The organism is Rhizobium sp. CFBP 13726, from assembly GCF_014841925.1.
In the GTDB taxonomy this organism is placed as follows: Bacteria; Pseudomonadota; Alphaproteobacteria; order Rhizobiales; family Rhizobiaceae; genus Neorhizobium; species Neorhizobium soli.
In genome coordinates this window covers 806,094-831,431 of record NZ_JACYUU010000001.1, presented here as the reverse complement: position 1 = coordinate 831,431, position 25,338 = coordinate 806,094, and the positions used below count along the sequence as shown (strand labels likewise).

Annotated in this window: 25 protein-coding genes and 1 tRNA gene; 8 read left to right on the top strand and 18 right to left on the bottom strand. The window is 60.1% G+C overall.

The window, feature by feature from the left end; translation table 11 throughout:
• Positions 1-39: 39 nt before the first annotated feature.
• The 4 genes from IFT66_RS04080 to IFT66_RS04065 all read right to left on the bottom strand — a co-directional run bounded on the left by IFT66_RS04080 (position 40) and on the right by IFT66_RS04065 (position 4,275).
• Entirely contained in the window at positions 40-912 is an 873-nt protein-coding gene (locus IFT66_RS04080) for an ABC transporter permease (protein ID WP_062580373.1), read from the bottom strand.
• Positions 909-1,856: an ABC transporter permease gene (locus tag IFT66_RS04075; RefSeq protein WP_192076824.1), complete on the bottom strand. Its 948-nt coding sequence runs from the start codon at positions 1,854-1,856 to the stop codon at positions 909-911. Before IFT66_RS04075 ends, IFT66_RS04080 begins: the two co-directional genes overlap by 4 nt.
• 64 nt (positions 1,857-1,920) lie before the next feature.
• Complete coding sequence (locus IFT66_RS04070; RefSeq protein WP_192077131.1) at positions 1,921-3,429, bottom strand: ABC transporter substrate-binding protein; 1,509 nt, start codon at positions 3,427-3,429, stop codon at positions 1,921-1,923.
• 78 nt (positions 3,430-3,507) lie between these two features.
• Entirely contained in the window at positions 3,508-4,275 is a 768-nt protein-coding gene (locus IFT66_RS04065) for a FadR/GntR family transcriptional regulator (protein WP_113110955.1), read from the bottom strand.
• Positions 4,276-4,510: 235 nt separating this feature from the next.
• Between IFT66_RS04065 and sthA the strand changes: the two genes are divergently transcribed.
• A complete protein-coding gene (sthA, locus tag IFT66_RS04060) occupies positions 4,511-6,010 on the top strand; it encodes a Si-specific NAD(P)(+) transhydrogenase (RefSeq protein ID WP_192076823.1) in 1,500 nt (499 codons plus the stop codon).
• 122 nt (positions 6,011-6,132) lie between these two features.
• On the opposite strand, the gene rpsD is transcribed toward sthA, so the two are convergent.
• The 6 genes from rpsD to IFT66_RS04030 all read right to left on the bottom strand — a co-directional run bounded on the left by rpsD (position 6,133) and on the right by IFT66_RS04030 (position 11,541).
• On the bottom strand, positions 6,133-6,750 hold the full coding sequence (rpsD, locus tag IFT66_RS04055) for a 30S ribosomal protein S4 (protein WP_062457482.1): 618 nt from the start codon (positions 6,748-6,750) through the stop codon (positions 6,133-6,135).
• Between the two features lie 223 nt (positions 6,751-6,973).
• A complete protein-coding gene (locus IFT66_RS04050; RefSeq protein WP_062457485.1) occupies positions 6,974-8,497 on the bottom strand; it encodes an ATP-binding protein in 1,524 nt (507 codons plus the stop codon).
• A 111-nt stretch (positions 8,498-8,608) separates the two neighbouring features.
• Complete coding sequence (locus IFT66_RS04045) at positions 8,609-9,247, bottom strand: LysE family translocator (protein WP_113110956.1); 639 nt, start codon at positions 9,245-9,247, stop codon at positions 8,609-8,611.
• A 61-nt stretch (positions 9,248-9,308) separates the two neighbouring features.
• Positions 9,309-10,106, bottom strand: coding sequence for a glutamate racemase (gene murI / locus IFT66_RS04040; RefSeq protein WP_192076822.1), 798 nt, complete (start codon positions 10,104-10,106; stop codon positions 9,309-9,311).
• Complete coding sequence (locus IFT66_RS04035) at positions 10,090-10,929, bottom strand: RNA methyltransferase (protein WP_062580361.1); 840 nt, start codon at positions 10,927-10,929, stop codon at positions 10,090-10,092. The genes murI and IFT66_RS04035 overlap by 17 nt, the downstream gene beginning before the upstream one ends.
• A gap of 81 nt (positions 10,930-11,010) precedes the next feature.
• Positions 11,011-11,541, bottom strand: coding sequence for a hypothetical protein (locus IFT66_RS04030; RefSeq protein WP_062457497.1), 531 nt, complete (start codon positions 11,539-11,541; stop codon positions 11,011-11,013).
• Between the two features lie 242 nt (positions 11,542-11,783).
• Between IFT66_RS04030 and IFT66_RS04025 the strand changes: the two genes are divergently transcribed.
• The 3 genes from IFT66_RS04025 (at position 11,784) to IFT66_RS04015 (ending at position 14,084) form a co-directional block, all read left to right on the top strand.
• Entirely contained in the window at positions 11,784-12,998 is a 1,215-nt protein-coding gene (locus IFT66_RS04025) for an NADP-dependent isocitrate dehydrogenase (protein WP_192076821.1), read from the top strand.
• Between the two features lie 79 nt (positions 12,999-13,077).
• Entirely contained in the window at positions 13,078-13,521 is a 444-nt protein-coding gene (locus IFT66_RS04020) for a GNAT family N-acetyltransferase (protein WP_342344743.1), read from the top strand.
• 242 nt (positions 13,522-13,763) lie between these two features.
• Positions 13,764-14,084 carry a hypothetical protein gene (locus IFT66_RS04015; protein ID WP_430251944.1) on the top strand — a complete coding sequence of 107 codons (321 nt, stop codon included), beginning with the start codon at positions 13,764-13,766 and terminating at the stop codon, positions 14,082-14,084.
• A gap of 76 nt (positions 14,085-14,160) precedes the next feature.
• On the opposite strand, the gene IFT66_RS04010 is transcribed toward IFT66_RS04015, so the two are convergent.
• The 3 genes from IFT66_RS04010 to IFT66_RS04000 form a co-directional block, all read right to left on the bottom strand.
• Positions 14,161-15,783 (bottom strand): ABC-F family ATP-binding cassette domain-containing protein, encoded by a 1,623-nt coding sequence (locus IFT66_RS04010; protein WP_192076819.1) that lies wholly within the window; start codon positions 15,781-15,783, stop codon positions 14,161-14,163.
• 186 nt (positions 15,784-15,969) lie between these two features.
• Positions 15,970-17,454, bottom strand: a complete 1,485-nt coding sequence (gene tig, locus IFT66_RS04005; protein ID WP_062457509.1) for a trigger factor — start codon at positions 17,452-17,454, stop codon at positions 15,970-15,972.
• A 146-nt stretch (positions 17,455-17,600) separates the two neighbouring features.
• Positions 17,601-17,685: transfer RNA gene (locus IFT66_RS04000), tRNA-Leu, on the bottom strand.
• Between the two features lie 394 nt (positions 17,686-18,079).
• On the opposite strand from IFT66_RS04000, the gene IFT66_RS03995 reads away from it, so the two are divergent.
• The 3 genes from IFT66_RS03995 (at position 18,080) to trmFO (ending at position 20,215) form a co-directional block, all read left to right on the top strand.
• Entirely contained in the window at positions 18,080-18,226 is a 147-nt protein-coding gene (locus IFT66_RS03995; RefSeq protein WP_082471897.1) for a DUF1127 domain-containing protein, read from the top strand.
• A 258-nt stretch (positions 18,227-18,484) separates the two neighbouring features.
• Complete coding sequence (locus IFT66_RS03990) at positions 18,485-18,628, top strand: DUF1127 domain-containing protein (RefSeq protein WP_082471896.1); 144 nt, start codon at positions 18,485-18,487, stop codon at positions 18,626-18,628.
• Positions 18,629-18,793: 165 nt separating this feature from the next.
• A complete protein-coding gene (trmFO, locus tag IFT66_RS03985) occupies positions 18,794-20,215 on the top strand; it encodes a methylenetetrahydrofolate--tRNA-(uracil(54)-C(5))-methyltransferase (FADH(2)-oxidizing) TrmFO (protein ID WP_062457512.1) in 1,422 nt (473 codons plus the stop codon).
• Positions 20,216-20,219: 4 nt separating this feature from the next.
• Here the strand turns inward: trmFO and IFT66_RS03980 are convergent, their stop codons facing one another.
• The 4 genes from IFT66_RS03980 to yajC all read right to left on the bottom strand — a co-directional run bounded on the left by IFT66_RS03980 (position 20,220) and on the right by yajC (position 22,459).
• Complete coding sequence (locus IFT66_RS03980) at positions 20,220-20,699, bottom strand: hypothetical protein (protein WP_342344742.1); 480 nt, start codon at positions 20,697-20,699, stop codon at positions 20,220-20,222.
• 90 nt (positions 20,700-20,789) lie between these two features.
• Positions 20,790-21,656 carry a phytoene/squalene synthase family protein gene (locus tag IFT66_RS03975; protein WP_192076818.1) on the bottom strand — a complete coding sequence of 289 codons (867 nt, stop codon included), beginning with the start codon at positions 21,654-21,656 and terminating at the stop codon, positions 20,790-20,792.
• Between the two features lie 3 nt (positions 21,657-21,659).
• On the bottom strand, positions 21,660-22,046 hold the full coding sequence (locus IFT66_RS03970) for an Mth938-like domain-containing protein (RefSeq protein WP_062457520.1): 387 nt from the start codon (positions 22,044-22,046) through the stop codon (positions 21,660-21,662).
• Between the two features lie 59 nt (positions 22,047-22,105).
• Positions 22,106-22,459: a preprotein translocase subunit YajC gene (yajC, locus tag IFT66_RS03965; protein WP_062457522.1), complete on the bottom strand. Its 354-nt coding sequence runs from the start codon at positions 22,457-22,459 to the stop codon at positions 22,106-22,108.
• A gap of 212 nt (positions 22,460-22,671) precedes the next feature.
• On the opposite strand from yajC, the gene IFT66_RS03960 reads away from it, so the two are divergent.
• Positions 22,672-23,541, top strand: coding sequence for an ATP-binding protein (locus IFT66_RS03960; RefSeq protein ID WP_113166275.1), 870 nt, complete (start codon positions 22,672-22,674; stop codon positions 23,539-23,541).
• A gap of 78 nt (positions 23,542-23,619) precedes the next feature.
• Here the strand turns inward: IFT66_RS03960 and IFT66_RS03955 are convergent, their stop codons facing one another.
• A complete protein-coding gene (locus IFT66_RS03955; protein WP_113166257.1) occupies positions 23,620-25,209 on the bottom strand; it encodes a peptidoglycan DD-metalloendopeptidase family protein in 1,590 nt (529 codons plus the stop codon).
• Positions 25,210-25,338: the final 129 nt, after the last annotated feature.

Below are 25,338 nucleotides of genomic sequence, written 5' to 3'. Positions count from 1 at the left end.
TCCAGGTATTCCTTATATAGTTCTCTTGTCCGCCGGGCGTTACGCCTCGCGCGGATCCAGTGCATCGCGCAGGCCGTCGCCCAAAAGGTTGAAGCCGATGACGACGAGGAAGATCGCAATCCCCGGCCACATCGCCATCCACGGCGCCTGGCTCAGGAAGTTCTTGGCCGTGTTCAGCATCGAACCCCAGCTTGGTGCCGGCGCCTGCTGACCGAGGCCGAGGAAGGACAGGCTGGCTTCGGCGATGATGGCGGTCGCCACCGTCAAGGTGGCCTGAACGATGATCGGGGCAAACACGTTCGGCAGGATGTAGCGGGTCATGATGTCGACGTGGTTGAGGCCAATCGACCGTGCGCCCTCGACATAATCCTCCGTCTTCACCGCAAGCACCTGGCCGCGGGTGAGACGCACGAAGACCGGCATGGCGGAGAGGCCGATGGCGATCATCGCGTTGGTGAGGCTCGGGCCGAGGAAGGCGGCAAGCGCGATCGCGGTGATCAGGAACGGCATCGCCAGCAACGCTTCCGTCACACGCTGGATGACCTGATCGACCCAGCCGCCGAAATAGCCGGACAGCAATCCAAACGGCACGCCAATGGCAACCGCGATGGCAACGGAGACGACGCCTGCCATCAGCGATGCACGCGCGCCCCAGATCATGCGCGACAGAATATCGCGGCCGAGATCGTCGGTGCCCAGCCAATGGGCGGCGGACGGCGCCTTGCGCAGTGCCGACCAGCTGGTCGCGATCGGGTCGGCGATCGGCAGGATCGGAGCGGCGATGGCAATGATCGCGAAAAAGGCGATGATCACCATTCCGACCATCGATCCGCGGTTGGCGCGCATCTTGCGCCATGCCCTGCTTTTCTGGCGCGGCTTTGCGATCGGTGCGGTCTGTTCGATAGCGGTCATAGCGTTGCCCTCAGGCGGGGGTTGAGGAGAACGTAGAGAATATCGGCAATCAGGTTCATGACGATGAAGCCGATGGCCGTGCACATGACGATGCCCTGGACGACGGCATAGTCGCGGGTGAAGACGGCATCGACGGTCAGTTTGCCAAAGCCCGGGATGGTGAAGATCTGCTCCGTGAGGACCGCACCGCCGAGCAGCTCGCCGAACAGCAGCGCCGACAGGGTGATGATCGGCAGCAGCGCATTGCGGAACGTATGGCTGAGAATGACTTCCCGCGGCGACAGACCCTTGGCGCGGGCGGTGCGGATATAATCCGAACTTAACACGCCGAGCATGGCCGAGCGGGTATGGCGCATCAGCTGCGCCGCAAGCGCCGTCGACAGGACGAAGGCCGGCATGATCATGGTTTTGAACGAGCGGACGGGATCGACGAAGATCGATTCGTAGCCGGATGCCGGCAGCCAGCCGAGATTGACCGACACCAGCAAAATCAGCATGATTCCCAGCCAGAAATTCGGGATCGAGAGGCCAGACAGCGCGACGACATTGGCGACGTAATCGAGCGTCCGGTTCTTGTAGACCGCTGCCAGAATGCCGGCCGGGATACCGATCAGCATGGCCAGGATCATGGCCATCACCGCGAGCTGGATCGTGACCGGCAGTTTCTGGCCGATCAGTTCCAGCACCGGCTGGTTGGTGCGCAGCGAGACGCCGAAGTCGCCGACCAGGATGCCGCCAACCCAGGAGAGATACTGGGTGATGATGGGATCGTTGAGGTGATACTTTTCGCGCAGGAATTCGATCGTCGCTGGATCCCGCTCTTCACCGGCCATGGCGAGGATGGGATCGCCCGGCAGAAGTTTCTGCAGCGAGAAGACGAAGATCGAGATGATCAGCAGGGTCGGGATCGCGACCAGCAGGCGCTTTCCGATATAGACAGGCATGGCATCGCCCTCGTGATTTCAGGTGACCGCGCGGAATGTCTTCCGCGCGGTATGCGATGGGAAATTACTTCTTGGAGACGCCAAGGAAGCGCATCATGCCATCCGGCGACGGCACGAAACCTTCGACCTTGTTGGAAATGGCATAGGCGTAGGGCTGATGGCCGAGGTAGATGATCGGCATGTCGTCGTTGAGGATGACGCCTGCGGCATCGTACTTTTCCTTGCGGACCGCTTCATCCGGCGATGTGCGGGCTTCATTCAGGAGCTTGTCGACTTCCGGATTGCAGTACTTCACGTCGTTGATGCCGCCCTTGCAGGTGACGAACTGGTGCAGGTTGCCATCGGGATCGATACGGCCCGACCAATCGGAGCGGCTGAGCTGGTAGTTGCCGGCCGTCTGTTCCGACAGAAGCGTCGCGAATTCGGTTGCCTTCAGCGTGACGTTGAAGCCCGCTTCCGCCACCATCGACTGGATGACCTGCATCATCTGGGTCTGGGTCGTGCTGTTGGCGTGCTGCAGCTCGATGTCGAGCGTCTCGTGGCCCGCTTCCCTCATCAGCTGCTTCGCCTTTTCGATATCACGCGCCGGCACCGGCAGGTTCTTGTTGAACCAGGGGCTGGACGACGGGAACGGCTGGTTGCCGGCAAGCGACGTGCCTTCGAAGACGATCTGGCCGATTGCTTCGCGGTCGATCGCCAGCGAGAAGGCCTGGCGAAGGCGCTTGTCCTTGCCGAGCGGGTTGTCCGCACGGGGACCGTTGGCGAGGTTGACATACATCGCCATGTAGCCCGGGCCGATGACGTCGGCATAGGTGAGGTTCGGGTCGCTTCTTACCGATTCGGCATCGGACGCCGAGATGCGCTCGGCGATATCGAGGTCACCCGACCGCAGGTTGGCGAGCTTTACGGTCGTGTCCGGGATTGGCAGATAGGTGATCTTGTCGACGAGGATCCGGTCCTTGTCCCAGTAGTCGGCGAACTTCTCGAGCACGATACGGTCCTGCTGGATGCGCTCGACAAATTTGAAAGGACCGGCGCAGACGGGCTTCGAGCCGAAATTGGCACCGAGTTCCTTGGCGGCCTTCGGCGCAACGATCATGCCGGCACGGTCGGAAAGCTGGGCAAGAAGCGTCACGTCCGGAGACTTCAGCGTGAACTTGACTTCAAGCGGGCCGCTGGCCTCGACCTTGGCGACCGAGGAAAGCTCGCTCTTGCGGCGCGACTCCGGCAGCGTCATGTTGCGCTCGATCGTTGCGACGACGGCTGCGGCATCCAGCGTTTCGCCGTCGTGGAACTTGACGCCGTCGCGGATCTTCATGGTGAGCACCGTGCCGCCTTCAGACCAGTTCCATTCGGTCGCAAGCTGCGGAATGATCTTCATATCCTGCGAGATGTCGACCAGCTTATCGCACATCGCGGTATAGACGATGCGGCCGACGAAGGTGCGCGACTGCGCCGGATCGAGAACGTCGGCATCGTCATTGAGACCGATGCGCAATTCGCTCGCCATGGCAGGCAGAGACATGATCGCGCTGGCGAGCAGTGCGGCAGTGAGCGTGGAAAATTTCTTCATCATTGTTCCTCTGGTCCATTCAGGTTTGTCGGTCATTGTTCTTGTTGGCCGGCCTTTGTGGCCGGCAGTCTGGGATGGCTAGGACGCAACGCTGAGCGTGTCGTCGTCGCGGATACCGATCTGCTCGCCTTCCGGCGAATGGTCATCGAGGGCCTCGAGCGAGGTGGCCCGGATCAGCCGCTCCTGGTGCATCAGAAGATGCTCGCGCATCGCCTCGCCTGCCCGGCCCGGATCGCGGGCGGCGATGGCGTCGACGATTGCGATATGCTGCTGGTACGACGTGCGGCCATTGGTTCCGGTCTTGCGCGCACGCTCACGAATGGATTGCCACGCGGCATCCTGACGGATGCGGTTGACCACGTCGAAGATCGACAGGAACAGCTTGTTGCCGGCGCTTTGCGCGATCTGGCGGTGCAGCGATCCATCCCAGAGTTCCTTGGAATCCGCATCCGAACTCTGGCCGGTCTTGTCTGCCAGGTAGCGCATGCGCTCGATTTCGGCGGGCTTTGCACGCATCGCTGCAAGCTGGGCGAGCTGTGGCTCCAGGCGAAGGCGAACCTCCATGATTTCCATGATGTCGGTACCGGCAACCAGCGCGTCGACGTGGTCGCTCCAGCCGTCAGGCTTTTCGCCGACAAAGGTTCCGGCACCCTGGCGGCGCCAGATCAGCCCCTCCGACTCGAGCACCTCAAGCGCCCGTCGAACAGCACGGCGCCCGACATTGAGCGTTTCAGCAAGCGCCCGCTCCGTCGGCAGCCGCCCTTCCGCTCCGAATTTCTCCGAGTGAATCAGATCGCGGAGCTTCTCCAACGCGTAGTAGGAATTGTCTTGGGGTTCGGTCTGCATTGAACGTACCATTGTCCGGACCAATTCATGATTGGTTCGAATGAAAGACATTTCCCGGCGAGGGTCAAGACGTTTTTTGTGCATCCTATTTTTCTGCACAAAACATACGCAACCCGAGACAGCCGTTCTACGCTTGCGGCCTTTCCTGCAATCAAACATTCAGAATAGATTGGTAGGAGACGACGCAGGTAGGCTATTGCAGCGTAACAGCCGGATTCGAGAAGCGGAGCAGTCCATGAACCAGTACGACCTCATTGTTGTCGGAAGCGGCCCTGCCGGTCGCCGCGCAGCCATTCAAGCCGCCAAGCTCGACCGGAAAGTGCTCGTCATCGAGCAGGGCCGACGGGTGGGCGGCGTTTCCGTGCATACCGGCACCATCCCATCAAAGACGCTGCGCGAAACCGCGCTGAACCTCTCCGGCTGGCGCGAGCGCGGGTTCTACGGCCGATCCTACCGGGTCAAGGAAGAGATCAGCGCCGAAGACCTTCGCCGCCGGTTACTGATCACGCTCGACCATGAAGTCGAGGTGCTCGAACACCAGTTCGCCCGCAACCGCGTCCAGCACCTTCGTGGCAAGGCGAGCTTTCTGTCGACCGATACGATGGAAGTGCTGAAGGACGACGGAGAGGCGGTTCAGGTCAAAGCCAAAAGCATCCTGCTTGCTGTCGGCACGCGCCCGTTCCGCCCAGACTACATGCCCTTCGACGGCAAGACGGTCATCGACAGCGACGAACTGCTCGAAATCGAAAAACTGCCGCGCTCGATGGTCGTCATCGGTGCCGGCGTTATCGGTATCGAATATGCGACGATCTTTTCCGCTCTCGACACCGCCGTCACCGTCATCGATCCAAAGGCGACGATGCTCGACTTCATCGACAAGGAGATCATCGAGGATTTCACCTACCAGCTGCGCGACCGCAACATGAAGCTGTTGCTGGGCCAGAAGGTCGAGAAGGTGGAGCACCTTGCCGACGGTAAGGTCTCGGTCACGATCGATACCGGACGCAAGATCATCACCGACATGGTGCTGTTTGCCGCCGGCCGCATGGGCGCGACCGACAGCCTCAACCTGGCAGCAGCCGGCCTCGACGCCGATAACCGCGGCCGTCTGAAGGTCAATCCGGAAACCTTCGAGACCTCCGTCCCCGGCATCTATGCCGCGGGCGATGTCATCGGCTTTCCGAGCCTTGCCTCGACATCGATGGAACAGGGCCGAATTGCCGCTCGCGTCGCCGTCGGCGCAATTGCCAAGGAGCCACCGAAGTATTTTCCTTACGGGATCTACGCCGTGCCGGAGATTTCGACCTGCGGCCTGACGGAAGAGGAAATGAAGGAGCGCGGCATTCCCTACGAATGCGGCATCGCCCGTTTCCGCGAGACTTCGCGCGGCCACATCATGGGCCTCGACCACGGCATGTTGAAGCTAATCTTCTCTCTGAAGACGCGACGTCTCCTCGGCGTGCACATCATCGGCGAGAACGCTACCGAACTCGTGCATATCGGCCAGGCGGTTCTCAACCTGAAGGGCACCGTCGAGTACTTCGTCGAGAATACCTTCAACTACCCGACGCTTGCGGAAGCCTACAAGATCGCCGGGCTTGATGCGTGGAACCGGATGGGCGAGCTGCCGAAGGGCGACGCACAACACGAGACGGTCCAGCTGACGGACACCAACACGTCGACTACCGTCGAGACGTCGGTTAAGTCGGAAAAGAAGAAAACCTCTTCCAGGTAAGAATGACCGGAAGAGACAAGCAAAAAGCCGCCCCGAAAGGAGCGGCTTTTTTGTGGGTCCGACATGACACCAGATACAAAAATGGCCCCTCTCGGGGCCATTTGTCTGAAATGGTGTCGCTATTAACGCGAGTAGAATTCGACGACCAGCGACGGTTCCATGATGACCGCGTAGGGTACATCGGCCAGGCTCGGGATGCGAGCGAAGGTGGCAACCATCTTGTTGTGATCGACTTCGATGTAGTCAGGAACGTCGCGTTCTGCGAGCGAAACGGCTTCCAGAACGGTGACCATCTGCTTCGACTTCTGGCGAACTTCGACAACGTCGCCAGCCTTGCAGCGGTACGAACCGATGTTGACCTTGACGCCATTGACCGTGACGTGGCCGTGGTTGACGAACTGACGAGCAGCGAAAACCGTCGGGACGAACTTTGCGCGGTAGACGATGGCGTCCAGACGCGATTCCAGCAGGCCGATCAAGTTTTCGCCGGTGTCGCCCTTGCGGCGGTTGGCTTCTTCATAGATCGCGCGGAACTGCTTCTCGCGGATGTCGCCGTAGTAGCCCTTCAGCTTCTGCTTGGCGCGCAGCTGCACACCGAAGTCGGAAAGCTTGCCCTTGCGGCGCTGACCGTGCTGGCCAGGACCGTATTCGCGGCGGTTAACCGGCGACTTCGGGCGGCCCCAGATGTTTTCGCCCATACGGCGATCGATTTTGTACTTAGACGATTCGCGCTTGCTCATCGTATTTCCTTTCAGAAAGTTACACCGGTTCGTTGCCGAACCGGATGAAGGAAACACGCCCTCCTCTGAACCTCGATTTAGAGGTTCTGACAGGCTTCTCACGAAAAGCGTTCGGAGAGTGCCACGGGACATGTCGTTGAAACACCCGGTGTTGCCACCCGGCGTTGGCGGGTCTTTAGGCGGCTGTCATCAAAATGTCAACAGCAGCCGGGTCGCTGCGGGCTTATTCCGCAGCAATCTTGAGATCGCCCTCGTCAGGCGCTTCGGCACTGCCGGGCGCCGTTTCCGCCTGCAGCTCCGGAAACGCGACGATGCGCTTGCCGGTGAAGTCGGAATGGACCACGACCAGCCCCTGCTCTTCGAAATAGCCCAGCAGACGGCGTGCGCGGCGCGCGGAGTGCGTGCCGTAGGCGCGGGCAATGCGTGCATCGGACGGGCATGGTTCGCCGCCGAGTGCCGCCTTTGCCATCATCAGAAACACGCCCTGAAGATCATCCGAAACACTGTTCGACATGGACAGCACCGTCGTCCAGGCTTCGCTCGATGCCATCGCAGCATCGACGCCGGAACGGGCAATCGCCGTGCGGCGACGGAAATCGCTGAGTGACAGCGGCGGGCCCGGCAGACGACGCATGCGGGCGCGAACGAGGAAGTCCTGATAGAGAACCGCATCCGTTCGATAGGCAGATTGCGGATCATCGAGGATCTCCGCCATGACCGCCATCAGCCGATCCTCACGCTCCTCGACCGTAAGCACGGGCAGCGGCGTCCGCGGCTCGGCGGCAGCCGGCTGAAGGGAAGCAGGCGTCGAGCGCGAGAGTTCCGCCAGAATATCGGTGGTCGGTCGTGGCGCCGGCGCCTGGCGGCGGTTCGCCGTCAAAGGCCGGGTGAACTCTTCTGGATCCGGCGTGAAGATGAGACCTTCGACATCCAGATGCGCGTCCGGCAGCGGCATCAGCTTCGGGCTGGACGAACGGGCCGATGTCTCGACATTGCCGATGATGATCGGCAGCGGCCGCCGCGACAGAGCTGGGCCGAGCGCGACGAAGTTGCCGCGCTTCAGATCGCGGAACATTTCCGCCTGACGCCGATCCATGCCGAGCAGGTCAGCGGCGCGGGCCATGTCAATATCGAGAAAGGTGCGGCCCATGAGGAAGTTGGAGGCCTCGGCTGCGACGTTCTTGGCAAGCTTTGCCAGGCGCTGCGTGGCAATGACGCCGGCCAGACCGCGCTTACGGCCACGGCACATCAGGTTGGTCATGGCCCCGAGCGACATCTTGCGGGCATCTTCGGAGACGTCGCCACCAACCGATGGCGCAAACATCTGGGCTTCGTCGACCACGACCAGAACCGGATACCAGTAGTCGCGATCGGCATCGAACAGGCCGTTCAAAAAGGCGGCGGCGGCGCGCATCTGCTCTTCGAGATCAAGGCCTTCGAGGGTCAGGACGCAGGACACGCGGTTCTTGCGGATACGGTTGGCAATGCCCGCGAGTTCGGCTTCGGTGCGCTCGCCATCGACGACGACATGACCGTACTTGTCGGCCAGCGTGACGAAATCACCTTCCGGATCGATCACGACCTGCTGGACCCACGGTGCGGACTGTTCCAGCAGCCGCCGCAGAAGATGCGACTTGCCCGAGCCCGAGTTGCCCTGGACGAGGAGACGCGTTGCCAGAAGCTCCTCGATATCGAGCTTGGCCGGATCACCCCCGGTCAGAGTTCCCATATCGATGCCGACCTGCAATGCCTTACCTCGTATGCCGTCTACACGCGGTCAATGACCGCCAAACATTCTCACTAACAGAGAAAGGGATTCGTTTCGCCGTGCAAGAGAGGAAATGCACAGGCTTTGCGGTCAGGCCGCTGCCCTCTTGAAGCCGAGCGACAAAAGCCCTGCCCCGATCATCAGCGAACCACCGGTCCGGTTGACGATTTTCTGTACCCGTGGCCTGCGGATCTGGTTGCGGGCCAGGGAGGCGAGAAGCCCGTAGAGCGTGGCGTTGATCGTCGCCAGAACCAGAAACGTCATCTCGAAGACAGCCATCTGAAAGAACAGCGGTTTTGACAGATCGAGAAACTGCGGCAGGAAGGCGACGAAGAACACGATGCCTTTCGGATTAAGCGCGGTGACCACGTAAGTGTGCAGCAGGATGCGCAACGGTCTGGCTTGCGGCAACTCCGCCTCGCCGGCTGCGACCTCTGGATCCATCACGGGTGCGCGCCACAGTTTGATGCCGAGATAGATGAGATAGGCGGCGCCCACCCATTTGAGGATCGTGAACAGCATCGCCGATGTGGCGAGCAAGGCGCCCAACCCCAGCATCGAGGCGGTCATTGCCGTGAAGTCCCCGAGTGCCACGCCAGCGACTGTCGCAGTCGCAACCTTTCGCCCGTGCGTCATCGCATAGGAGATCACGAGCAAAATCGTCGGTCCGGGAATGGCCAGAAGAATGGCGGATGCGGCGACGAAGGCCAGCCAGTTTTCAATCGACATCGTGTCTGCTCCTGATCCGATAGGCCGAGCAAGCCACCGAATTCAGCCGATGACAAGAGGGCTAGACCCGCAAACCAAACCCTTGCATCAGCCGCTGCGTGGCGAAATCCGGATTGCCTGAGGTGAACACCGCGAAGTCGAATTCGCCGGGGTGTTGTGCACCCTCCAGAAGCGGCACCTTGCGCCGGGCCTGTCGGGCGATCGCTTCCGCCGGATCGAGCCAGTCGACCGGCCAGGGTGCCAGGCGGCGGAACAGGTTCGCCATGAAGGGATAATGCGTACAGGCGAGAACGACGATATCGGTCTTGCGGCCGTCCTTCTCGACGAAGCAGGGCATGATTTCGGCTAGGACCGAGTCGTCCGACAGGGTCTCGCCGCGGATATAGGCTTCCGCCATGCGGGCGAGGTTTTCCGATCCGACAAGCCGGACGTGGCACTGGGTGGCGAAGGACTGGATCAGATCACGCGTATAGGCGCGCTTGACGGTGCCGGGCGTTGCGAGGACGGACACGAGGCCGGAGCGGGTTCGCTCGGCTGCAGGCTTGATCGCCGGCACGGTGCCGACGAATGTCATTTCGGGAAACCGTTCCCGAAGCGCCGCCCCTGCCAGCGTGAACGCTGTATTGCAGGCGATGATGGAGATTTCCGGCTGGTAGTCGTTCAGCAGGCGCTCGAACTGCGACAGGATCCGCGCCGTCAGCGCCTCCTCCTCCCATCCGCCGTATGGGAAGCCCGCGTCGTCGGCGACATAGATGAAACCGCGCTCTGGCATCAGCACGCGCGCCTCACGCAGCACAGTCAGTCCGCCGATGCCCGAATCGAACATCAGCACCGGCTTCAGGTCATTCGTCGCCGCCATTGCCTTCGGTCTCCTCGGTCACGTCGGCCTTCTTCTGCCTCGGCGTCGTTTTTCGTGGCCATTGACGAGGAAAGGCATCCAGCGATTTGATCACGCCGCGAAACACGCTGACTTCCTGCTCCGAAAAGCTCCGCCGCGAAAGGACCGCGCGCAGATTGTCGATCATCTTCGGCTTCTTCTCAGGCGGATGGAAGTAGCCTCGGGCATCGAGCGCTTCCTCGATCTGCTCGAACATGCCGAACACTTGGTCCTTCGTCGAGGGCCGCTGCTCGATCGGCTGGAAGCGGGTTTCCTCGATATCGTCCATGCCGGATTTCATCCAGTCATAGGACATCAGCAAAACCGCCTGGGCGATATTGAGCGAGGCGAAGGCCGGATTGACAGGGAAGGTGACGATCTCGTCGGCGAGCGCCACCTCTTCGTTGCTTAAACCCCAGCGTTCGCGGCCAAACAGAATGCCGGTCTTTTCACCCGCCTTGAATTTCTCACGCAATGTGGACGCCGCATAGACCGGTGACCGAACGGGCTTGAAGCCGTAGCGTTCGCGCGCCGTCGTGGCATAGACGAAGTTCAGGTCGCGGGTCGCGTCTTCCAGCGTCTCGAAGACGACGGCTCCATCGATGACGTGGTCGGCCTTCGACGCGGCAGACCTCGCCTTCTCGTTCGGCCAACCATCACGAGGACTGACGAGGCGCAGTTCCGCCAAGCCGAAATTGGCCATGGCGCGCGCCACCATGCCGATGTTTTCGCCCAGTTGCGGTTCCACCAGAATGATGGCCGGGCCCTCGGCAATGAGCTCGCGCTCGCTATTCGTACCTGACATCGCTTAATCCCAACAATTTCAGGCTGGGCAGATAGCCGCCGGATGGATGAAGAGCAAGGCTTTCAGAAGGTTTGCTTCCCTCTACTCGCCCTTGGCGATCGATTGCATCTCTTCGACGAGCGAATCGCTTTCATTCTCGACAACGCGGTGGATGTCCTTGATGACCGGCTTGCCGTCTTCCTCGATGACGTCGAAATGCACTTCCGAAACGCTGTCCTTCATTTCCGCATCATCGATGCAGGCCCACTGCTTGAACGTGACCTTCACATCCGACACGCCATTTGCCGCCGGTGCCGGCACGATGGTGACGTCTTTCAGCGGGCAGCCGTCCTGCGAACTCGTGACGACGTCGTAGCCGAACGGATCGCCGGGGGCATTGTTTTCGGTTTCGTAAGCGGGGTGCTTGGACGCTTCCGAGTAGGCAGTCTGGAACGACTTGCTAAAATTCTGCTGGATCGGCTCGGGATCGAACAGCGACTTCCAGTCGCTATCGACGGTATTCCAGTTGTCTTCGGTGATCTTCATCACCGCCTTTACCGGATCGGTCACATCCGCCGCCAGAACGCCGGTGGAAATTAGGGTGAAGAGAGAAAGAAGCGGGAGTATCCGCATATCATAGATCCAGTGCTGCGATGAGTTTTGGCGGACATTACGCCGCGCCCGATGTTTGGCAATGCTCAATCTTGAGGGCCAATTTCAGGCAGTATGATGATGGCGAGCGCATGTTCCAATTTTCTAACCGAATCGCGCCATATCAGACCGCACCATCTTTGCGTTCTCTTCCCCGCGATGCTATAGCGCCCCCGTTGATCATTTTTGAGGCCTAAACGGCCCATTACGGCAAGAGGAAGTCCATGCAGAAGATCAAGGTAGCGAACCCGGTCGTCGATCTCGACGGCGACGAGATGACCCGTATCATATGGCAGCTCATCAAGGACAAGCTGATCCTTCCCTATCTCGATCTCGACATCGAATATTACGACCTTTCCGTCGAGAACCGTGATGCGACGAACGACCAGGTCACGGTCGATGCTGCCCACGCGATCAAGAAGCACGGCGTCGGCATCAAGTGCGCGACGATCACGCCGGACGAAGACCGCGTGAAGGAATTCAATCTCAAGCAGATGTGGAAGAGCCCGAACGGCACGATCCGCAACATCCTCGGCGGCGTTATCTTCCGCGAGCCGATCATCTGCCAGAACGTACCGCGCCTCGTTCCCGGCTGGACCAAGCCGATCGTCGTCGGCCGTCATGCCTTCGGCGACCAGTACAAGGCGACCGATTTCAAGTTCCCCGGCAAGGGCAAGCTGACGATCAAGTTCGTCGGTGAAGACGGCCAGGTCATCGAGAAGGACGTGTTCGACGCCCCAGGCGCCGGCGTTGCCATGGCGATGTACAACCTCGACGAATCGATCCGCGAATTCGCGCGCGCTTCGATGATGTACGGCCTGATGCGCAAGTGGCCGGTCTACCTGTCGACCAAGAACACCATCCTCAAGGCCTATGACGGTCGCTTCAAGGATATCTTCGAAGAAGTCTACCAGACCGAATTCAAGGCGAAGTTCGCCGAAATCGGCATCACCTACGAACACCGCCTGATCGACGACATGGTCGCATCGGCTCTGAAGTGGTCCGGCGGTTACGTCTGGGCGTGCAAGAACTACGACGGTGACGTCCAGTCCGACACGGTTGCACAGGGCTTCGGCTCGCTCGGCCTGATGACCTCGGTTCTCTTGTCGCCGGATGGCCGCACGGTCGAAGCCGAAGCTGCGCATGGCACCGTGACGCGTCACTACCGCCAGCACCAGAAGGGCCAGGAAACCTCGACGAACTCGATCGCCTCGATTTTCGCATGGACCCGTGGCCTTGCGCACCGCGCGAAGCTGGATGACAACGCCGAATTGGCAACCTTTGCCACCACGCTCGAAACCGTCTGCGTCGACACGGTTGAACAGGGCTACATGACAAAGGATCTGGCGCTTCTGATCGGCCCGGAACAGCCTTGGCTGTCCACGACTGCCTTCCTCGACAAGATCGATGAAAACCTGAAGACGGCCATGGCTGCCTAAGCCTCATCTCTTCAGTAGAATTCAGCAAACGGCGGGGTATACTCCCCGCCGTTTCTGTTTTTTGCTCGAGGAGATGCCCGTGACGACAATCCGCCCGCTTGAGCCTGCCGACCGTGCCGCATGGGAACCCCTGTTCAGAGCCTATCTCGAGTTCTACGAGTCGGAACTGCCGAAAGAACAGTACGACATCACGTGGTCCCGCTTTCACCATGATGACGAGCCCCTGCAGGCACTTGGCGCTTTCGACGAGAACGGGAAGATGGTCGGCATCGTGCATGTCGTCTTCCACCGCTCGACCTGGTTACCCGACATGACCTGCTATCTGCAGGACCTCTACGTCGACAGCAGCCAGCGTGGACGCGGCGTGGGGGAAGCCCTGATCGAGAAGGTGGCGCTGCTCGCGCGCGACCAGAATGCCGGTCGGCTCTACTGGCTGACGCAGGAAGACAACACAGCCGCGAGGCGTCTCTATGACCGGGTCGCGGTTGCCCCTGGGTTTATCCAGTATCGCAAGCCGCTCTGAGCGGCGCTACAGCACAGCGGCTTAAACCGGACTTTCAGCAGTATTCCTGCCGGGTTTCACAGCGATACCTCGCGCTCCGCCGATGACACCGACAATGCTGCACGGCTTAATTAGTTGCGGTTTATCAATACTCTACAATTAATGATGAACCAACATGCTCGTTGTCTGCGGTTTTGGAAATGATAGATGTTCCCTACCCCAATTCTGGGTTGAGGGACACTACCGTGAGAAAAACTGTACTTATTGCGGCCGCTGCACTGGCGGCTCTTTTTGCATGCACCACTACATCCAACGCCTCGGATCTCGTCTTTACCTTGAAGAACAAGACCAGCGGCACGCTTGAGCGTTTCTATACGTCGCCCGTCGGTGTTGACGACTGGGAAGAAGATGTGTTCGGCAAGGATGTTCTGGAGCCCGGCGAAAGCATCGAGATCACCATCGCTGACGGACGCAAGGTCTGCAAATACGATCTGCGATTCGAATTCACCGAGGATTCCGGTCTCGAAGACCTCGAGGACTCGCAGGACCTCTGCAAGATGGGATCCTACACGATCCACGAATGACACCGTGCCTACATCACCACCCGGTGATGTAGGCTGCTCACTTTGACCTGGTCACGATGCGTCGGTCAGTCCAGGATCAGCTTGCGAGACCCGGCGCCTCGTAGCCGGTGCGCTCCACATACTCAGTGTAACCGCCATCGAAACGATGCACGCCGTCGGCGGTCACTTCCAACACCCGGTTGGACAGTTCGGCCAGGAAATGCCGGTCATGGCTGACGAACAGCATCGTGCCGTCATAGTCAGCCAAGGCTTTGATCAGCATCTCCTTGGTATCGAGATCCAGGTGGTTGGTGGGCTCGTCCAGCACCAGGAAATTCGGCGGATCAAACAGCATGGCCGCCATGACGAGACGGGCCTTTTCACCACCGGACAGAACCCGGCATCTCTTCTCCACATCATCGCCTGAAAAGCCGAAGCAACCGGCAAGGGTTCGAAGCGCGCCCTGCCCGGCCCGTGGGAACTCGGATTCCAGCCATTCGAACACTGTCTGCTCGCCATCCAGCACATCCATGGCATGCTGGGCGAAATAGCCCATCTTTACACTGGCGCCGATCGAGACGGATCCGACATCGGGTGCCGCCGAACCGGCGATCAGCTTTAGAAGCGTCGATTTGCCAGCGCCGTTGATGCCCATGATGCACCAGCGCTCCTTGCGGCGAATCATGAAATCCAGTCCGTCATAGATCACGCGGCTGCCATAGGCCTTGTGGACACCCTTCAGGTTTGCGACATCCTCACCGGAACGGGGTGCCTGCTGGAATTCGAAGGCGACCGTCTGGCGGCGACGCGGCGGTTCCACCCGCTCAATCTTGTCGAGCTTCTTCACACGGCTCTGCACCTGGGCTGCGTGCGACGCGCGCGCCTTGAAGCGTTCGATGAACTTGATCTCTTTCGCCAGCATCGCCTGCTGCCGCTCGAACTGCGCCAGCTGCTGCTTCTCGTTCTGCGCCCGCTGCTGTTCGTAGAAGCCGTAATCGCCGGCATAGGTGTTGAGCGATCCGGCATCGATCTCGATGATCTTGTTGACGATGCGGTTCATGAACTCGCGGTCATGCGAGGTCATCAGCAAGGCGCCGTCGTAGTTCTTGAGGAACTCCTCAAGCCAGATCAGGCTTTCGAGATCCAGGTGGTTGGACGGTTCGTCCAGCAGCATGACGTCCGGGCGCATCAAGAGGATGCGGGCAAGCGCCACGCGCATCTTCCAGCCGCCGGACAGTTTGCCCACGTCGCCGTCCATCATCTCTTCGCTGAAGGAGAGGCCTGCCAGAACCTCGCGAGCGCGGCTTTCCAGCCCATAGCCGTCCAGCTCCTCGTAACGCGCCTGTACCTCGCCATAGCGATCGATGATGGCATCCATCTCGTCCATCCGGTCGGGATCGACCATCGCGGCTTCGAGCGAGCGCAGTTCGGCGGCAACGCTGCTGACTGGCCCTGCCCCGTCCATCACCTCGGTGACGGCGCTGACGCCCGACATTTCTCCGACGTCCTGATTGAAATAGCCGATCGTCACATGCTTCTCGACCGTGACCTGTCCCTCATCGGGCAGTTCCTGGCCGGTGATCATCCGGAACAGTGTCGTCTTGCCCGCCCCGTTCGGACCAACGAGACCGATCTTTTCGCCGCGGTTGAGCGCCGCAGAGGTCTCGATGTAGAGAATGCGGGAACTGTTGGACTTGCTGATATTCTCGATGCGGATCATGGCTGCCGGAAAGTGAGGACGCGTTCGGCGAGCCTTATGTCACGGGATGGGCCGGATGTCTTGGGGTTTCAGGATGCCGCCAGCCGGATGCATTCATGTTGATTTCGCAAGCAGCGGGCTTGCAACACAACGCAAAAGGCCGAGCAGTTTCCTGCCCGGCCCTTCGTCAATTCGTATTTGAGAAGATTACTCGGCGCTGTCTTCAGCGGCCTTCTTCTTCGGTGCTGCCTTCTTCTTCGGAGCAGCGGCTTCTTCGCCTTCTGCAGCCTCTGAAGCTTCAGCCTTTGCCTTCTTCGGCGAGGCCTTCTTCTTGGCAGGCTTGTCGGCGTCTTCGCCTTCTTCTTCGGCGAGCAACTCTTCCTTCGTCACGGTCTTGTCGGTGACCTTGACCTCAGACAGGAGATGGTCGACGACCTTTTCTTCAAAGATCGGGGCACGCAGCGAAGCGGAAGCGCCTGGGGTGTTGCGGAAGAAATCAAGGATTTCCTTCTGCTGGCCCGGGAACTGCTGCAGCTGTGCGTAGAGTGCGCGCTGCATTTCTTCCTCGGTTACTTCGACGCCGGCCTTTTCGCCGATTTCGGAGAGAACCAGACCGAGACGGACGCGACGTTCGGCAAGCTTGCGATATTCTTCGCGTGCTTCTTCCTCAGTCGTTTCTTCGTCTTCGAACGTCTTGCCCGACTGCTGCAGATCGGTGTTGATCTGGCGCCAGATGTTGTCGAACTCGGCGTCAACGAGGCCCTGCGGCGCGTCGAACTTGTACATCTCGTCGAGCTGGTCGAGGATCTGACGCTTGACCTTCTGACGCGTGACGTTGCCGTACTGGCTTTCGATCTGGCCGCGGACGATTTCCTTCAGACGATCGACCGATTCGATGCCGAGCGTCGAAGCAAGTTCGTCGTTGATCTCGACGGCAGCCGGAGCAGCGATATCCTTGACGGTGATGTCGAAGGTCGCGTCCTTGCCAGCCAGGTTCGGAGCCGGATATTCGGACGGGAAGGTCACGGTGATCTGCTTTTCGTCGCCCGACTTGACGCCAACCAGCTGGTCTTCGAAGCCCGGGATGAAGCGACCGGAACCGATGACCAGTTCTGCGTCTTCAGCAGTGCCGCCATCGAAGGCTTCGCCATCGACCTTGCCGAGGTAGTTCATGGTGACGCGGTCGCCTTCAGCGGCAACGCCATCCTTTGTCTCGAACGTGCGAGCGCTTTCGGCGATCTTGAGGATCTGCTCGTTGACTTCGTCTTCAGACACTTCAACGACTTCGCGCTCAACGGTGATACCGTCAGTCGACTTCAGTTCGATCGGCGGGATCACTTCATAGGTCAGGGTGAATTCGAAATCAGCCTGTGCATTGAGGATCTTTTCGGCCTCCGCCTCGTCTTCGGTCATCGATACCGAAGGCTGCGTTGCCGACTTCTCGCCGCGCTCGGAGAGAATCTTGGTGGGGCGTTCGCGGACGATCTCGTTGACGAGATCAGCCATGATCGACTTGCCATAGGTCTTCTTGAGGTGTGAAAGCGGCACCTTGCCCGGACGGAATCCGTTGATGCGAACCTTGTCCTTGGCATCGGCCAGACGAACGTTGAGCTCGGCTTCCATATCCTGCTTAGGGATAACGACCTTGATTTCGCGCTTCAGCCCTTCAGCGAGCGTTTCGGTAACCTGCATTTTTATACCTTCTTATCGTGGCGGCGGCGCCCATACAGCCGTTCGTGTTTTTCGTGAGCACACCACCGGAACTAAAAAGTGACCAGCCGCGGCTTTCATAAGCAGCGCGTCCTGCCGTTACCGGCGAACAGCGCGTCCAGCGATCCTGGTGCGGGTAGAGAGACTTGAACTCCCACGCCTTGCGGCACCAGAACCTAAATCTGGCGTGTCTACCAATTTCACCATACCCGCGCCCCTAGGCATCGAAACTCTAGCGGCCAGAGGCCTTCCGGAGCGCGCGTCTCTATAACACCCGTTTTCCTACACGCAAAGGAAAAATGAAGGTTTGTGACGCCTGTTTGATGATGATCAGAAGCGAGACTGCGTTCGCCTCGGGTGGAGCTGGTGAGCAGGACAGAAACGGCCCGACGCACCTTCATTGTGGGTGTAATAGACGTAAAATTCAGCGCCTGATCAAATTATGGTCAGATACAGCTAGTTTCCGCACGATCCTTCTGCATGCAATGCAACAGATGCATAGGTGGCATACGAAATGCGCGCTTTTTCCTTCGCAGCGCAGCATTTAAAACGATTAGCAACGCAGCCGGAAGCAATTAGCCGGCATTGACCATCGAAGGAAACGACCATGAAAATCGCAAAGAAGCTGAACGACTGGCGCAAGTACCGCGAAACGGTTTCGGAACTCGGCCGCATGTCGGACCGCGAACTCTCTGACCTCGGTATTGGCCGCTCCGACATCCGTCGCGTTGCACGCACGGCAGTCGGCTTCTAAAATCTAAAGAACGACCAACGGTCTACCGTTTAAAAGCGCCTCCTTCGGGAGGCGTTTTTCGTTTGTGCATAGTGCTTCACGCAGCGAAACGGCTGCTGCTGCTTTTTCGTACGAAGCTGCAAAAAGCATCAACTCATTGCACAAACGCATGGCAGTCGCACATTTTTTGCACTGCACCTTTCCGCGCGTCTCACCTATATGAAGCTCATCGCCGGTGACGATAGATCACTGGGAAAAAGATGATTGAGGAAACACCAAATGAACCCGATCCGCATCGCTAAGAACTGGATCAGCTACCGCCGTACGATCAATGAACTCGGCAGCCTCTCCAACCAGGCGCTCAACGACATTGGTCTGACCCGCTACGACATCCGCGGCATCGCCGCTCGTTCCTTCCGTTAATCCATCCATTGAGATGGACCAGCGCGATATGATGTCGCGATGGCGAGAGAACGATAGTCGCAATGATCCGAAAAGATCAAAGAGACACCCAAGGAATGATCAGAGGCACCTTTTTAGGTGCCTTTTTGATTCCGGCCGTTCGAATGCCGTGATAATGAGCCGGACATGAGCACCATATCGAATTCGTCTACCCCTGCCCCAATCCACGTCGTCGGTGGCGGCCTAGCCGGCTCCGAAGCATCCTGGCAGATCGCTGAGGCCGGCATCCCCGTCATTCTCCACGAGATGCGCGGCGTGCGCGGCACCGATGCCCACCGCACGGACGGTCTCGCCGAGCTCGTCTGCTCGAACTCTTTCCGCTCCGATGATGCGACGGCCAATGCCGTCGGCGTCATCCACGCAGAAATGAGGCTGGCCGGCTCCTTGATCATGGCCTGCGCCGACAAAAATCAGGTCCCGGCCGGCGGCGCACTTGCGGTCGACCGCGACGGTTTCTCTCATGCAGTCACGCAGGCGATCGAAAACCATCCGCTGATCACCGTTGTGCGAGAGGAAATTCACGGTCTACCGCCGGCGGAATGGGACTTGGCCGTCGTCGCGACCGGTCCTCTGACGTCGCCCGATCTCGCAAAGTCGATCCAGGCCGAGACCGGCGAGGACCAGCTCGCCTTCTTCGACGCGATCGCGCCGATCGTCCACCGCGAATCGATCGATATGGATATCTGCTGGTACCAGTCGCGCTACGACAAGGTCGGGCCCGGCGGCACAGGCAAGGATTACATCAACTGCCCGCTCGACGAAGCGCAGTACAATGCCTTTCTCGATGCACTGATTGCGGGCGATACGGTCGGCTTCAAGGAATGGGAAGGCACGCCCTATTTCGATGGCTGCCTGCCGATCGAGGTCATGGCGGAGCGTGGGCGCGAAACGCTGCGCCACGGTCCGATGAAGCCGATGGGGCTTACCAATTCCCACAATCCGACCGTCAAGGCCTATGCCGTCGTCCAACTGCGGCAGGACAATGCACTTGGCACGCTCTACAATATGGTCGGGTTCCAGACCAAGCTGAAGTATGGCGCGCAGGCCGAGATCTTCCGGATGATCCCGGGGCTGCAGAACGCGGAATTCGCACGGCTCGGCGGCCTCCATCGCAACACCTATATCCAGTCACCGATGCTGCTCGATCACTCGCTGACCTTGAAGAGCCGGCCGGGCCTGCGATTCGCCGGTCAGATCACCGGCTGCGAGGGCTATGTGGAGAGTTCGGCAATCGGTCTTCTGGCTGGTCGTTTTGCGGCTGCCGAGCGCAAGGGCGAAGAAATCGTCCCGCCGCCGGCGACAACGGCCTTCGGTTCTCTGCTTGGGCATATCACCGGGGGGCATCTGGTCCACGACGAAGAGCCCGGCAAACGGTCCTTCCAGCCGATGAATGTCAATTTCGGCCTGTTCCCGGATCTTGCTCCCGGCTCGATCGTCAAACCCGAAGGCGTCAAACGCTTTCGCGGCAAGGACAAGACGATCATGAAACGGCAGTTGATGTCGGTTCGCGCGCTGAAGGACTGCCGTGAGTGGCTGGGTATCGCTTAAAGGCCTAATCGGAGCGGCCGGTGTTTGAAGCCGGCTGCGGTTCGGCCGGAAGCTGTCGATCGGCAACGCTCACGTAATTGTCGAGAAGCCAAAGCGACACTTCTGCCGCCTCGTTTTCATTCTTGAACACGAAAGTTCCGTTCTGTGTCGGGGAGTCCAGGAATTCGGCCGAAAAGCCTTTCGGTTCGGGCGTCGGCGTGACCCGCACGCGGCCGGGCCGGATTACGTGGCATGCGAAATGATTGCCACGGTTGCGCATGATGCCTGACTTATTGTCGTGCAGTCGCACAAAGATCGTGTTCGCATCGGCTGTGCTGTGCAGGCTCCTGATGGCTTCGGCAGGATAGGCGCGACCGAATTCGAGTATCGCCAGTCCCATATCGTGAAGGCTGTGCTCGTCACTGTGCTTGACCAGGCGGGTAACATAAAAGGCCAAGGCCAGCATCACGCCGATGGCGATCGACCAAACTACCAAAGGGCTCAAGACTGCTTCTCCACTGATGGCAGATGCGCACCTGCCGATAGAGGGCATTTATCCCTCAAGGCTTGCGTGAAGCGTGGCGACTGGTGATTGCTAGAAGCGTTTGAGGACGGCGGCCTTCAGCATCTGCAACTGACGACGCCATTGGGGAGACTGCATGTCTCCGTCGAGAGCATCGGCACCCCGGCGTGAAGCGCGCTTCAGAACCGGCTCGACAAGCGCTGCCGGCACGAAGGCCGGCACGAGCGCGGGCGGAAGAGCACCCGCACGTCGTGCCTTGTCGAGATGCTCGAGGCCAAGGCCGGCAAAGGCCTGAATTGCTGCGGAAATGCGAGGTTTGTCGCTGCCGGCCAGAAAGCTGTCGCGGTCAAGACCGGTGGCAGCCAGAAGATCGAGCGGGAGGTAAAGCTGGTTGCGGCGCCGATGGATCGGCAAAAGCAGGATGAAACCGGCGATCGCCTGCGCAACACCCGCATGGCCGGCCGCCTGCGTGGACCTTGCGGCATCTTCGGGCGAAAGGATGAGGCTTGCAAGCTGGATCAAAGCCGAGGCGGTTTCGCCAGCATAGCCTTCCAGCGCGTTGCGGTCAGTGAGCGGATCGTCGTAGAGATCGAAGATTCGCGCTTCCGTCATGGCGACAAGCGTCTGACGCGGCAGCCGATAGGTCTCGATCGCATCCTGCAGTCCCGCAGCGATCGGATTGCCGCCCGTGTCTCCCAGCCCGTCTGCCTGACTTCCACCCTCAAGGAAATCCCGCCACCATTGCAGGCGGATCTCTCCCGGGAGAGGATCGCGGACCATGTCCCGGACGCGCGCAATTTCGGCGTTGAAGCCGTAGAGCGCGGCCAATGCCGGGCGCTTGTCTTCCGGAGACAGGAGGCATGCGAGATAGCGATCGCGGTCCGTGTCTCGCAGCGTCGCGAGACAGAGTTCGCCATTCGTTGCACGATCGTCACTCATGGGTCAGACGGCAATCAGCGCGACGGCGACGGCACGGGATTCGGCGAGCATGATATTGTAGGTGCGCACGGCAGCACCGGTGCTCATCGGGTCGGAAGAGATGCCCTTCGCCTTCAATGCGGCTTTCACCTCTGCAGGTATCGGCTTCAGGTTCTGGCCCGTGCCGATCAGCAAGACCTCAATGCCTGAGGCTTCGTCGAGGACCTTGTAGAGGGAGGATACCGTCAGGGGCTCACCTTCGCTCAGATCCCAGCCGTGTATCCCTGAGGGAAGGCAGAGGATCGACCCGCGATGCGACATGTCGGCAAAACGGAAACCGCCATTGCCGTAGGCATCGATCTGGGCGCGACCGGGGAAATGGGCTTCGCGTATCTCGATCCCTTTTGCCATCACCGCGTCCTTGATTGATTAGAAAATGGAAAGGCCCGCCAGAGCGGGCCTGCCGGATGTCAGGACGCGGTGTCGGCCTTGACCGGCTCGCCCTTGACACGGACTTCGGCGATGTAGGCGCGCATTGCGCGGACCTTGACGCCGTCGGCGATTTCGACTTCGACTTCGTTGTCATCGACAACCTTCGAAACCCGGCCGACGAGGCCGCCGCCCAGCACAACCTGGTCGCCACGGCGAATGCTCGTCAGGGTCTCCTGGCGTTTCTTGGCCTGGGCGCGCTGCGGACGGATCAGGAAGAAATACCAGACCACCATCAGAGGTGCGAAGAGCAGCACCATCTGCAGAATCGAGTCTGTTGCGGAAGCCGCCGGCGCCGCTCCACCCGCCTGCGCGAATGCCTCAGTAATGAACATCAAGAACTCCTAAACGATAAGCGGAGGCGCCGAGCCCCCTGTCATAAGCCGCCGGAATATAGTTGTGACACGGGGGAATGCAACAGAAAGCGGTCCTCCCGCGTACTGAATCCACGGCTCTACGGCTTTTGATGCAATAACGAGCATGTTACCTGCTGAAAAAAGCGGCCGAGAGGGCGCGACCGATGACAAAAAGTCTTGAGGAATACCAGATGACCGACGAGCTCAACGCCCTGATCCTGTCTGAAGTGCGCCGGCTCGCCGACGCAGTCGAGCGGCTGGCGGGCCCTCCACCAGCGGTCAACGACTGGACTGTCGCGGATTGCTTTGTCTGGGTGCCGACAAACCAGCGCCTGCAGCCCGTGCCACGCCCCAACCGCGTCGCCCTCACCCTGATCCGTGGCGTTGACCACGTGCGCGACATCCTGCAGGAAAACACGTTGCGGTTTGCCGAAGGTTATCCGGCAAACAACGTCCTTCTCTGGGGCGCGCGCGGCATGGGCAAGTCGTCGCTGGTCAAGGCCGTGCACGAGGATATCCGCGCGTCGACCGGTGTCTCGCTGAAACTGGTCGAAGTCCACCGCGAGGATATCGCCTCGCTGCCGGCGCTACTCGACATCCTCAAGGCATCCGGCCATCGCATCATCGTGTTTTGCGACGATCTGTCCTTCGACCATGACGATACGGCCTACAAGTCTCTGAAGGCAGCGCTCGACGGTGGCATCGAAGGCCGGCCGGACAACGTCCTGTTCTACGCCACATCGAACCGGCGCCACCTTTTGCCGCGGCATATGCTGGAAAACGAGCAGTCGACGGCGATCAACCCGTCCGAAGCGGTCGAGGAGAAGGTTTCGCTCTCGGATCGTTTCGGGCTTTGGCTCGGGTTCCACAAGTGTAGTCAGGACGACTACCTGACCATGATCGACGGCTATGCCGACCATTTCGATCTCGGCCTCAACCGCGAAACCCTGCACCACGAGGCGCTCGCCTGGGCGACGACGCGCGGCGGGCGTTCCGGCCGCGTCGCGTGGCAGTATATCCAGGATCTCGCCGGGCGGATGCGCAAGACACTCACGCCGTGAGTTCTTGAAGCAGCCCCAAAACGAAAAAAGCGCAGCCGAAGCTGCGCTTTTCTCCCGTCCCCTTGAAACGCACTACAATTATTCAAGGAAAGTGATGGGGTTGACCGGTGTCGCATCCTTGCGCACCTCGAAGTGGACCTGCGGACGCTGAGCGTCGCCGCTCATGCCGGACGCCGCGACAGTCTGGCCGCGGGTGACCTTCTGGCCGCGCGTGACGTTGATGTTGCCGGCGTGGCCGTAAACGGTGACCTTGCCATCGTCGTGGCGAACCAGAACGGTGTTTCCGAGCTGCTTCAGGCCGTTGCCGGCATAGATGACGACGCCGTTTTCAGCGGCCTTGATCGGCGTGCCCTCGGGAACCGAGATGTCGATACCGTCATTGCGGCTGCCGTTGACGTTGGCCCCGTAGCCGGCGATGACCGCGCCACTGACTGGCCAGCGATATTTCGAAATGCCGGTCGACTGCGGTGCAGCGGCAGACACATCGGACTTCTTCTCGACGTCCGACAGCGATGCTGTTTCCTGTGGCGCAGGCTTTGCGGGTGCTGCTTCGGCGACAGGCGACGGTGCAGCAGGCTTCGGCTGGGCAGCCGGCTTTTCCGGGATGGATGCGGTTCTGACCGGATCGGTCGCAACCGAGCTACCACCGACCTTCAGGCTCTGGCCGACCCGCACACCGTCCGTCGTCAGACCGTTTGCGGCCTTCAGCTGATCAATCGGTGTGCCGGTTTCGCGAGCGATCTTTGCAAGGCTGTCGCCAGGCTTGACCGTGTAGGTGCCACCGAGAGGCTTGCCGCCCGGAGGTGTGATCTTGCCAGGCTCCGCCATCGCCTTGTCGCGGGTCGGCGTCGGCAGAACGGCAACCTTCTGCTCGGTCTGCTGGGTGGGCGCTGGGGCCTTGTTCTGCAGGTCGATATCGGATGCAGCCGTCTTGGCCGAATTGCGCGATGGACCGAAGGTCGGGATGACAATCGTCTGGCCCGGCTTCACAGCGCCGCCATTGGCCTTCAGGATTTCCTTTTCAGGAACGCCGTAGCGGGAAGACAGGGTCGATGCGGTCTCGCCTGCCCTGAGCGTTACCCGCGGAGCGTTGACCGAAGACCAGCCTGACATCGGCTTCGTCGAAGCCGTTGTCAGGTTGTCGCCTCGAGCGGTCGACGGTGTGGGAGCCGTCAGAGACTGCGAACCACCGCTACGACCCGGGTATGACTGGGCCATGGATTCTTGGCGAGTGCCCTGACCGCGGTCAGCCGCCATCGGTGCTCGGGACGCCATGGGAGCGGACGCCTGAGCCGAAGGCATGCCGGGAGCTGCCAACTCGTTGCGCTGGACGGCCATCGGCGCCGAAGCGGCGCGGGCCGGTGACGAATAGCCGCCGGACTGGGCCGGGTAAGGCTGGTTCATCGCGGTATTTCGCGAACCGTAATCCTGCTGGACCGGTGCCACCGCCTGGCCCGACCGCACATCGTCGCGCGGCATTGGCGCCTGGCCATAGGCCCCGCCGACCGGACGCTGGGGTATTGAAGCCGTTGTCAGCTCATCTTTGGAGAACAGCCCGGAGAAACGGCTCGAATCCGAGCTGCAGCCAGTGGCCGCACTCGCCAGCAAAGCCGCAACTGCGAGCTTAGCTACTGATTTTCCGACTTTTTGTGCACTGTTGACACGCATGGACTCGACCTACACTCACGCAACCATCGTGGGAGTCATTAAAGCGCGTTAGTCTTACTGTGGGGTTAAAGTGTCGGAAGAGATGCGATTTTTTTGATAATTCGCTAACCATGAGTTGGAAGCGCTTGG

Bases quoted from the DNA above. Each gene is read 5' to 3' on its own strand.
- IFT66_RS04080 (WP_062580373.1), bottom strand. From the start codon at position 912: ATGACCGCTATCGAACAGACCGCACCGATCGCAAAGCCGCGCCAGAAA.
- IFT66_RS04075 (WP_192076824.1), bottom strand. From the start codon at position 1,856: ATGCCTGTCTATATCGGAAAGCGCCTGCTGGTCGCGATCCCGACCCTG.
- IFT66_RS04070 (WP_192077131.1), bottom strand. From the start codon at position 3,429: ATGAAGAAATTTTCCACGCTCACTGCCGCACTGCTCGCCAGCGCGATC.
- IFT66_RS04065 (WP_113110955.1), bottom strand. From the start codon at position 4,275: ATGCAGACCGAACCCCAAGACAATTCCTACTACGCGTTGGAGAAGCTC.
- sthA (WP_192076823.1), top strand. From the start codon at position 4,511: ATGAACCAGTACGACCTCATTGTTGTCGGAAGCGGCCCTGCCGGTCGC.
- rpsD (WP_062457482.1), bottom strand. From the start codon at position 6,750: ATGAGCAAGCGCGAATCGTCTAAGTACAAAATCGATCGCCGTATGGGC.
- IFT66_RS04045 (WP_113110956.1), bottom strand. From the start codon at position 9,247: ATGTCGATTGAAAACTGGCTGGCCTTCGTCGCCGCATCCGCCATTCTT.
- murI (WP_192076822.1), bottom strand. From the start codon at position 10,106: ATGGCGGCGACGAATGACCTGAAGCCGGTGCTGATGTTCGATTCGGGC.
- IFT66_RS04035 (WP_062580361.1), bottom strand. From the start codon at position 10,929: ATGTCAGGTACGAATAGCGAGCGCGAGCTCATTGCCGAGGGCCCGGCC.
- IFT66_RS04030 (WP_062457497.1), bottom strand. From the start codon at position 11,541: ATGCGGATACTCCCGCTTCTTTCTCTCTTCACCCTAATTTCCACCGGC.
- IFT66_RS04025 (WP_192076821.1), top strand. From the start codon at position 11,784: ATGCAGAAGATCAAGGTAGCGAACCCGGTCGTCGATCTCGACGGCGAC.
- IFT66_RS04010 (WP_192076819.1), bottom strand. From the start codon at position 15,783: ATGATCCGCATCGAGAATATCAGCAAGTCCAACAGTTCCCGCATTCTC.
- tig (WP_062457509.1), bottom strand. From the start codon at position 17,454: ATGCAGGTTACCGAAACGCTCGCTGAAGGGCTGAAGCGCGAAATCAAG.
- IFT66_RS03995 (WP_082471897.1), top strand. From the start codon at position 18,080: ATGAAAATCGCAAAGAAGCTGAACGACTGGCGCAAGTACCGCGAAACG.
- IFT66_RS03990 (WP_082471896.1), top strand. From the start codon at position 18,485: ATGAACCCGATCCGCATCGCTAAGAACTGGATCAGCTACCGCCGTACG.
- trmFO (WP_062457512.1), top strand. From the start codon at position 18,794: ATGAGCACCATATCGAATTCGTCTACCCCTGCCCCAATCCACGTCGTC.
- IFT66_RS03975 (WP_192076818.1), bottom strand. From the start codon at position 21,656: ATGAGTGACGATCGTGCAACGAATGGCGAACTCTGTCTCGCGACGCTG.
- IFT66_RS03970 (WP_062457520.1), bottom strand. From the start codon at position 22,046: ATGGCAAAAGGGATCGAGATACGCGAAGCCCATTTCCCCGGTCGCGCC.
- yajC (WP_062457522.1), bottom strand. From the start codon at position 22,459: ATGTTCATTACTGAGGCATTCGCGCAGGCGGGTGGAGCGGCGCCGGCG.
- IFT66_RS03960 (WP_113166275.1), top strand. From the start codon at position 22,672: ATGACCGACGAGCTCAACGCCCTGATCCTGTCTGAAGTGCGCCGGCTC.
- IFT66_RS03955 (WP_113166257.1), bottom strand. From the start codon at position 25,209: ATGCGTGTCAACAGTGCACAAAAAGTCGGAAAATCAGTAGCTAAGCTC.